Below are 8,863 nucleotides of genomic sequence, written 5' to 3' on the forward strand. Positions count from 1 at the left end.
TCAGCCCGGCTTTCTCACCACGATCGTCGCGGTGTCGCTGGTAAAAGACCCGTCCTCGCGCACGTCGAAATGCGCGCGCACGACGTCCGGTGCGATGCCGAACATGTGGCGCAGCGCCGCCACCAGCGTGTCGGGCGTGCGCATGCGCGTGACCCACGACTGGAACTCCAGCGGCAGGCGGCGCGGCGCCAGTTCCTGCAGCGTGAAGCCCGCTTCGGTCAGCATGCGGGTCCATTCGGCCACCGAGTAATCGCGCACGTGCGAGGTGTCGCGCAGCACTTCGATGGTCTGCAGCCAGGTGTCCAGCAGCGGTTCGCCCGGCGACACCACGTCGGCAAAGACGGCAATGCCGCCCGGCTTGAGCACGCGGAAAGCCTCGCGCAGGCCGCGGCCGGCGTCCTGCCAATGGTGCGTGGAATAGCGCGACATCACCAGGTCGAACTCGGCGTCGCCGAACGGCAGGTACTCGGCCTTGCCCTGACAGGTCACCAGTTTGGCGAGCCCGCGCTTGGCGGCTTCGGCGGCGACGACGTCCAGCATCTGCTGCGACAGGTCGTAGGCGGTCACATGCGCCACTTTCGGCGCCACGTGAAAACTCACGTGCCCGCCGCCACAGCCCAGGTCCAGCACGCGCGCGTCCGGGTGCTGGCCGGCGACCGCGGCCATTTGCAGCAGGTCTTCGCCCTGGGCGTGGACGGCGCTGGTCAGGTAGGCGGCGGCGCGGGGGCTGAATTGGCGGTCCACGGCGGCGTCGTGCGAGCTGGCGGTCATGAGGGGTCCTCGTGTCGGAAAGGCTGTTGGGGGCGGAATCCTGGCCGGAATGTTGCCGGGAATGCTGTCGAGATCGTTGTCGGAATTCCTTTCGGGATTGCGAAAGGATGCAGGCGCTAAGATAGGCGGGCCCGTATACACGTACAAGCCCATTACTCATCCTGGTATGAACACTTCCCCCCAGCCCGTCACCACAGGCCACGAAGGCTCGCATCTGCGCCGTCACGCGCTGGGCGAATTTGTGCGCAGCGCGCGGTCGCGCATCACGCCGCAGATGGCCGGCCTGCCCGAGGGATCGCGCCGCCGCACCCCCGGCCTGCGGCGTGAGGAAGTGGCGCAGCTGTGTGGCATCAGCGTCACCTGGTACACGTGGATCGAGCAGGGGCGCGAGGTGTCGGTGTCGCCCTCGGTGTGGTCGCGCATCGCGGGCGTGCTGCAGTTGGCGCGGGCCGAGCGTGCGTACCTCTTCGATCTTGCCGATTGCGCCGACCCGCAGCACGCCCGCGACGACGCCGGCGGCGCGCCGGGTCCGCTGCAGGAATGCGTCAACGCGATCAACGCGCCCGCCTATGTGCTGGACCGCGCCTGGAACGTGCTGGCCTGCAATGCGCCGCTGGTCGACCTGTTCGACCACTGGCCCGAGCGCGATCCCGAGCCCAACCTCCTGCGCTACATCTTCCTGGATCCCGCCGCGCGCGAACTGGTGGTCGACTGGGACCAACGCGCCCGCCGCGTGGTGGCTGAATTTCGCGCCGACGCGGGCGCGCATCTGGACGAACCGGCGGTGCTGGCGCTGCTGGACAGCCTGAGCCGGCAAAGCGTGGTCTTCTCGCATTGGTGGACGCGGCACGCGGTGGTCGAACGCGAAGGCGGCCTGCGCGAATTCCAGCATCCGCAGCGCGGCAAGCTGGCGTACCAGCAGATCACGTTCCGGCTGGCGACGCATCCGGATTTGAAGCTGGTGATGCTGCTGAGCGGGGCGGGTGTCTGAAACCTCAATGAGGCGGCGTCGTAGTTTGACCGGTGTCTGACACCGCTCAAGCTCACACCGGCCAGCCCGCCCAATCGCTACGCCGCGTTTTCACCGCCGAACAGGCTGTCCTGCATTCCGGCATCCACCAGTCCCTGCAGCAGCTTCTTGACCGGCGCGGGCAGCGCCATCGTCCCCAGCTTGTCTGCAGGCACCCAGCGTTCCGGCAACGCCGGTTCGCGCAGGGCAACCGCGCGCACCGGCACAAGCCATGGCCGGATGTGCAGGCGGTAATGCGTGAACGTGTGGGCGAAGGCAGCCAGCTCGAAGCGCTGCTCCGGCTCCAGCCCCAGCGCGCGCGAGGCGCTGTCGGGATCGCCCGCCGCATCAAACTCCGGCAGGCTCCACAGCCCGCCCCAGATGCCGGGTTCGGGACGCTGTTGCAGCAGGAACGCGCCCTGGTGCCGTAGCACCAACATACAGGTCTCGCGTTCCGGAATGGCCTTGCGCACCTTGGGCGTGGGCAGTTCCGCCTGACGTCCCTCGCGGCGGGCAACGCAGGTGTCCGCCACCGGACATCTGTCGCAGGCGGGTTTGCCGCGCGTGCAGAGCGTGGCGCCCAGATCCATCAGCCCCTGCGTGTAGGCCGCCATGTCCAGCCCGGGCGCCGCGTCCACCTGCGCATGCGCCAGCGCCCAGAGACGCTGCTCGACTTCGCGCTTGGCCGGGTCGCCCGCGATGCCGAAGTGGCGAGTGAATACGCGCTTGACGTTGCCGTCCAGAATCGGCGAGCGCTCGCCGTTCGAAAACGCCGCAATGGCCGCGGCTGTGGACCGGCCGATGCCCGGCAGCGTAGCGATGGCCTCGGCGGTGGGCGGAAAGCGGCCGCCCCAGTCGCGCACGATTTCCTGCGCGCAGCGATGCAGGTTGCGGGCGCGGGCGTAGTAGCCCAGGCCGGCCCAATATGGCATCACGTCTTCCTGCGAGGCGGCGGCCAGCGCTGCGACGTCCGGAAAGCGTTGCAGAAAGCGCTCGTAATAGGGAATGACGGTGGCCACCTGCGTCTGCTGCAGCATGATTTCGGAAAGCCAGATCCGGTAGGGATCCCGGGTGTTCTGCCAGGGGAGATCGTGGCGGCCATGCTGGCGCTGCCAGGCGACGATGCGAGGGGCGAAGTCCATGCCGGCAATTATCGCATCGCCCTATTGCCCGCCCGAGGGCCAGGGGTTACAACCGAAAGGACTAACGCCAGCCGGCCCCGTTTTTTCGGAGCGGCGGGTGCGGCAAGCGCGATTCCGCCCGCAGAGGCGCGAACGCATCAGGACTTCACTTTCACGGCCCTTGTTGGCCCGCGTGCGTTCTGGCAAGAGGCGCGCGACGCTGGTGGGGGCATCCGATGTTGGAGTAGACATGAATGCCCCCCTTACGCCCGCCGTCCGCGCGGCGCTTGAATCCGTCCAGCTCGACGACAAATACACCCTGCAATCCGGCCGCGCGTGGATGAGCGGCATCCATGCGCTGGTGCGGCTGCCCATGATGCAGCGCGTGCGCGACGCGCAGGCAGGGCTGAACACGGCGGGCTTCGTATCGGGCTATCGGGGTTCGCCGCTGGGCGGCGTCGACCAGAACATGTGGAAGGCCGCCGCCCATCTGAAGGCGCACCACGTCGAGTTCCAACCCGGCATCAACGAAGACCTGGCGGCCACGGCGGTGTGGGGCACGCAGCAGGTGAACCTGTTTCCCGGCGCAAAGTACGACGGCGTATTCGGCATGTGGTACGGCAAGGGTCCCGGCGTGGACCGCTGCGGCGACGTCTTCAAGCATGCGAATGCAGCCGGCACCGCGCGCCACGGCGGCGTGCTGGTGGTGGCGGGCGACGACCACCCCGCCAAGTCCTCGACGCTGCCGCACCAGAGCGATCACATCCTGAAGGCCTGCATGATTCCGGTGCTGTTCCCGTCCAGCGTGCAGGAAGTGCTGGATTACGGCCTGCACGGCTGGGCGATGAGCCGCTACGCGGGCGTGTGGGTGGGCATGAAGTGCATCACCGACATCGTGGAGGTGTCGGCATCGGTCGACGTGGACCCTGACCGCGTGCGCATCGTGCTGCCCGAGGACTTCCAGCTGCCGCCGGACGGCCTGAACATCCGGCTGCCCGACACGCCCTTGCAGCAGGAAGCGCGGCTGCTGGACTACAAGCTGTACGCCGCGCTGGCCTATGCGCGCGCCAACGGGCTGAACCGCGAACTCTGGGACGTGCCACAGCGCGATGCGCGGTTCGGCATCATGACGTCCGGCAAGGCCTACCTGGACACGCGCCAGGCGCTCTCGGACCTGGGCCTGTCCGAAGACGTGTGCCGGCGCATCGGCCTGCGTCTTTTCAAGGCGGGCATGGTGTGGCCGCTGGAGTCCGCCGGCACGCAGCGGTTCGCGGAAGGACTGGACGAGATCCTGGTCGTGGAGGAAAAGCGCCAGGTGCTGGAATATCAGCTGAAAGAGGAGCTGTTCAGCTGGATCGGCAGCGGCAAGAAGATTCCGCGCGTGGTGGGCAAGTTCGACGACAAGGATGGCGGCGAGTGGTCCGTGCCGCAGGGCAACTGGCTGCTGCCGGCGCATTACGAGTTCTCGCCCGCGATGGTCGCCAAGGCCATCGCGGCGCGCCTGTTGCGTTTCGCGTTGCCGGACGACGTGCGCGCCGGCATCGAGGCGCGGGTGGAATTCATCCGCGCGCGCGAGGCGGCGCTGGCGCGCCCGCGCGTGATCGAAGAACGCAAGCCCTGGTTCTGTTCGGGCTGTCCGCACAATACGTCGACACGCCTGCCGGAAGGTTCGCGCGGCATGGCGGGCATCGGCTGCCACTACATGGTGCGATGGATGGACCGCAGCACCGACGTCTTCACGCAGATGGGCGGCGAGGGCGTGCCGTGGCTGGGGCAGGCGCCGTTCACCGAGGAAAAGCACGTGTTCGCGAACCTGGGCGACGGCACCTACTTTCATTCGGGGCTGCTGGCGATTCGGGCAGCGGTGGCGGCCAAGGCGCCGATCACGTACAAGATCCTCTTCAACGACGCGGTGGCGATGACGGGCGGGCAGCCGGTGGACGGCCCGATCAGCGTGCCGATGATCACGCGCCAGGTGGCGGCCGAGGGCATCGAGAAGATCGTGGTGGTGACGGACGATCCCGGCAAGTATGTGGACGTGACCGACCTGGCGCGGGACGTGCCCGTGCGCCATCGCGACGAGCTGGACGCGGTGATGCGCGAGCTGCGCGAGCATCCCGGCGTGTCGGTGCTGATCTACGACCAGACCTGCGCAACCGAAAAGCGCCGCCGCCGCAAACGCAACGCCTATCCGGACCCGGCGCGCCGCGTGGTCATCAATGAACGGGTGTGCGAGGGCTGCGGGGATTGCTCGTCGAAGTCGAACTGTCTGTCGGTGGAGCCGCTGGAGACCGAGTTCGGGCGCAAGCGCAAGATCAACCAGTCGAGCTGCAACAAAGACTTCTCCTGTCTGAAGGGCTTTTGCCCGAGCCTGGTGACGGTGGAAGGCGGCAAGCTGAAGAAGCCGCCCGCGTTGGCGCAATCGGGCGGCGCGCCGGACGAGGATGTGCCGGCGCCTCGTTTGCGCAGTTTGGACGTGCCTTATGGGGTCTTCATCGCGGGGGTGGGCGGCACGGGTGTGGTGACGATCGGGCAGCTGCTGGGCATGGCGGCGCACCTGGAGGGCAAGGGCTGTTCGGTGCTGGACATGGCGGGACTGGCGCAGAAGGGCGGCGCGGTGTTTTCGCACGTGGTGTTGGCGGGCTCGCCGGACCATCTGCTGAACACGCGCGTGGCGATGGGCGAGGCGGATCTGCTGCTGGCGGGCGACTTGGTGGTCGCGACGAGCGCAGAGGCGATGGCGCGCGTGAGTCCAGGACGCACGCATGTGCTGCTGAACAGCGATACGGCGCCGACGGCCGCATTCGTGTCGAACCCGGGCTGGACATTGCCGGGGGCGAATCTGACGGCAGATCTGCAGAGCGCCTGCGGCAAGGAGAATCTTGACGCGGTGGATGCCGCAGCCATGGCGGTGGTGCTGCTTGGCGATGCGATCTATTCGAATCCGCTGATGATGGGCTACGCATTCCAGAAGGGCTGGATTCCGCTGTCGCGCGAGGCGCTGCTGCGCGCGATCGAGCTGAACGGCCAACAGGTGCCGAACAATCTCGCAGCCTTTGCGTGGGGACGGCGCGCGGCGCATGAACCTGCGGCGGTGGCGCGGTTGATGGCCAATGGGGGTGTGCCGGCCGCGCAGCCGGAAGACATCATCGAAATCACGCGGCCGCGGGTGGCGAGTCCGGTGGTGGATCTAAGGAAGCCGGCCAGTGAGTTGGCGCAGATGGTGGCGGTGCGCAAGGCGTTCCTGACGCAGTATCAGGACGCGGACTATGCCAAGCAGTACACGGATCTGGTGGACAAGGTGGTGCATGCGGAGCGGGAGGCGACGGGCACGAACCGGCTGGCGGTGGCGGTGGCGCGGTATTACTTCAAGCTGATGGCGTACAAGGACGAATACGAGGTGGCTCGGTTGTATTCGGATGGGGAGTTCTTGAAGCGGGTGGGTGAGCAGTTCGAGGGAGATTGGAAACTGCGCTTTCATCTGGCGCCGCCTTTGTTTGCACGGCGGGACAAGGATGGGCATCTGGTGAAGCGGTCTTACGGGCCGGGGATGCTGAAGGTGTTTCGGATGTTGGCAAGGATGCGGGTTTTGCGGGGGTCTCGGTTTGATCCGTTCGGGTATACGAAGGAGCGGCGGGCTGAGCGGGAATTGATCAAGGAGTATCGGGAGACTGTGACGGCGATTCTGGGGAAGTTGAATCGCGGGAATCTGGATAAGGCGGTGGCGTTGGCGAGCGTGCCGGAGGAGATCCGCGGGTACGGGCACGTGAAGGAGGCGTCGATGGTGCGGGCCGAGGCGATGCGGGAGGAGTTGTTGAAGGGGTTTACCGCGAGGGTGGTGGCGATTGGGGTTCGGGCTGCTTGATGATGCTTTATTGGTGTTGCCGGGCAGTGAGTGCTTGGGACGCCTCTCGGTGCCGTGTTATTGCCGGGGGTGGAGTTCTTGAGACGCCCGGCGCGTCGTGGGCCTGGGGTGGGCGGGGCTACGATTGCGGTCCGGAGCCTTCGCTCCGGACTGCCCCGTGCTCATCCTCGTTGCCGCCTGCGGCGGCTGCCTTCGGATTCCGCCGGGCGCATCTACACGCCCCGCCCACCCCAGGCCCACGCCGCACCGGGCTTTACGGTTGAAGCTTTACGGGCGCTGGGGCGGATTGGGTTCTTGAGGTTCTTGCACGCATTCGTGTGGGATAGAAGCAGCTTGCGGCGCCCGTCACCGTTCGGCCGCGCGGGCGGCCTCCGGTGACTTACGCGGCGTCTTGCGTCGTAGCGATGACGCTTCGCGTGTGGCGGCATGGTTTTTGAGTTTTGCCGCCACTGGCTACTTCAGAATAGCTCCGGCCAAAAGCGTGAAACCGAATGAGTAGGACTGCACCGCCAGCGGCCCGGTCCAAGTGGGAGTAAGTGTCAAGTCGGCGAGCACTACAGCAGCCCCACCGAGGCCGACCCCAAGGCGGAACAGCATGTCTTCTTTCTTGCCCTCTGCTATTAGCTTGGCTTGGCCCGCAGCGCGACAGACTTCATTCGTGAATTCGTCCAAATTTCGTAGAAAGTGTTCAGCGGAGCCGCCACCGTACTTGCCGATGTATGCATGCGCCTGGAGATCGAAGCCGTCTTTTACGACTTGAACGATGGCCGTGCTTGAGAGACCCGCTCGCTCCAGGACTAATACTTCAGGACTCAGAAACTCACCGAGAAAGCGTGCGAGGCTATGCCGTATGGCCGCGTTGGTTTCGCTGTGCTTTTCTGCGGCTGCCGCTACATCAGACACACGTTGGCGAAATGCTTGATCTCTGGTCAGTTCCTGAAGCCCATCGCAGCCCAGCTTGGTAGCGCGGATTGCTTCTTCTGTCGCAATGCTTCCTCGACGCGTGCGGAGTTCCTGAACGAAGTTTGTAGCTTTGATGAGCTTATCGTTGGCCAGTTGAACTTGCGCTTGCGCAAACGCGGCGTCCGATGCGAGAAGCCCAATCATAGACGCGATTAGTAGAAGGACTCGCATGCCATCTCCTTGACTAGACGGATGTTGAGCTCGCAGGCTAGGTGCGAAGAACCTTCGGCGACATCCCCAAAATTGAGGATGTGCGAGCGGCAACTTCTGATGCACCGCAGTCATCCGGCGGCTAGGTCCGATCGACCGCGAGGGGTCGAAAGCGATCATTGGAGTTGGCTCTGTACGTCCCTATGGACGGGCCTTGGCGGGGGTGCGCTTGCGCACGCCGGGTCCTATAGCTCCGGTCTTCCAACCTCGACTCGTGCCCGTCCTCCCCATTTTGAAAGTGGGGTGCGGGTTTGTTCGCCGCTATAGGAGATTGTCCATGACGCAGCACTCCCTTACCCAAGACCCCTGGTTCGTCGACGCTAATCCCGAACTTGGCCTCGTATCCCTCTCCCAGCTCTACAACATTGAGCGCGCCTGCTATGCCATCGCGCCGATCGCTCGCCTTGTCGGCAACAGCGCCTCCGAACCCGACGCCACCGGCGCGCAGCCGCTGGACGCATGGACCGTGGCCGCATTGTTAGGCGGCGTGCTGTGTGAGCACATGGGCATCATGACTGAGGCCATGCTGGAAACGGCACGCGCCTACGCACAGGACGCGGATTGCGCTGACCCCACGCACGACGCTCCCGCGTCGATTCAATAAGCGTATAAGCGGCTCGGGCCTGCCGCGATGTGCAACAGGCTCTTCTACGAAGACGAACGGGCCAACATTGGCTCACGCGGGCCAAAGTTGGCCCGAGTTTTTTTTGTTTGTTTTCAAACCGTTGAAGAATCTCGGGCCACACATGGCTCGAACTTTCGGTGAAAAAAAACACTTTCGCTGCTTTTGCGCCATTGAGATCGCCATGTTTGGCGGTGAAGCACCCGTAAGCAGTTGATAAGAAAGAACAACGGAAAGGACGCTTCCGAGTTGGCACAACGTTTGCATTGAGGCGATAGGTCATCACCGCCTACTGCCACACT

The 8,863-nt window shown here is 65.3% G+C and carries 6 protein-coding genes; 3 read left to right on the forward strand and 3 right to left on the reverse strand.

The genetic code is table 11. The features are described from left to right. The gene (locus tag HV681_RS23030; RefSeq protein ID WP_175125175.1) at nucleotides 1–771 is read right to left on the reverse strand and encodes a class I SAM-dependent methyltransferase; all 771 of its coding nucleotides are present in this window, start codon (nucleotides 769–771) and stop codon (nucleotides 1–3) included. Between the two features lie 166 nt (nucleotides 772–937). Here HV681_RS23030 and HV681_RS23035 point away from each other — a divergent pair, with 166 nt between their 5' ends. After that, on the forward strand, nucleotides 938–1,762 hold the full coding sequence (locus tag HV681_RS23035; protein ID WP_175125176.1) for a helix-turn-helix transcriptional regulator: 825 nt from the start codon (nucleotides 938–940) through the stop codon (nucleotides 1,760–1,762). A 77-nt stretch (nucleotides 1,763–1,839) separates the two neighbouring features. On the opposite strand, the gene mutY is transcribed toward HV681_RS23035, so the two are convergent. Beyond that, nucleotides 1,840–2,922 (reverse strand): A/G-specific adenine glycosylase, encoded by a 1,083-nt coding sequence (gene mutY / locus HV681_RS23040; RefSeq protein ID WP_175125177.1) that lies wholly within the window; start codon nucleotides 2,920–2,922, stop codon nucleotides 1,840–1,842. A gap of 229 nt (nucleotides 2,923–3,151) precedes the next feature. Here mutY and HV681_RS23045 point away from each other — a divergent pair, with 229 nt between their 5' ends. After that, nucleotides 3,152–6,766, forward strand: a complete 3,615-nt coding sequence (locus tag HV681_RS23045; protein ID WP_175125178.1) for an indolepyruvate ferredoxin oxidoreductase family protein — start codon at nucleotides 3,152–3,154, stop codon at nucleotides 6,764–6,766. Nucleotides 6,767–7,219: 453 nt separating this feature from the next. On the opposite strand, the gene HV681_RS23050 is transcribed toward HV681_RS23045, so the two are convergent. Then, a complete protein-coding gene (locus HV681_RS23050; RefSeq protein ID WP_175125179.1) occupies nucleotides 7,220–7,900 on the reverse strand; it encodes a hypothetical protein in 681 nt (226 codons plus the stop codon). 316 nt (nucleotides 7,901–8,216) lie between these two features. Here HV681_RS23050 and HV681_RS23055 point away from each other — a divergent pair, with 316 nt between their 5' ends. Beyond that, nucleotides 8,217–8,543 (forward strand): hypothetical protein, encoded by a 327-nt coding sequence (locus tag HV681_RS23055; protein WP_175125180.1) that lies wholly within the window; start codon nucleotides 8,217–8,219, stop codon nucleotides 8,541–8,543. Nucleotides 8,544–8,863: the final 320 nt, after the last annotated feature.

It is taken from the genome of Achromobacter animicus (assembly GCF_902859585.1).
In the GTDB taxonomy this organism is placed as follows: Bacteria; Pseudomonadota; Gammaproteobacteria; order Burkholderiales; family Burkholderiaceae_B; genus Achromobacter; species Achromobacter animicus.

Bases quoted from the DNA above. Each gene is read 5' to 3' on its own strand.
- HV681_RS23030 (WP_175125175.1), bottom strand. From the start codon at position 771: ATGACCGCCAGCTCGCACGACGCCGCCGTGGACCGCCAATTCAGCCCC.
- HV681_RS23045 (WP_175125178.1), top strand. From the start codon at position 3,152: ATGAATGCCCCCCTTACGCCCGCCGTCCGCGCGGCGCTTGAATCCGTC.
- HV681_RS23055 (WP_175125180.1), top strand. From the start codon at position 8,217: ATGACGCAGCACTCCCTTACCCAAGACCCCTGGTTCGTCGACGCTAAT.
- HV681_RS23050 (WP_175125179.1), bottom strand. From the start codon at position 7,900: ATGCGAGTCCTTCTACTAATCGCGTCTATGATTGGGCTTCTCGCATCG.
- HV681_RS23035 (WP_175125176.1), top strand. From the start codon at position 938: ATGAACACTTCCCCCCAGCCCGTCACCACAGGCCACGAAGGCTCGCAT.
- mutY (WP_175125177.1), bottom strand. From the start codon at position 2,922: ATGGACTTCGCCCCTCGCATCGTCGCCTGGCAGCGCCAGCATGGCCGC.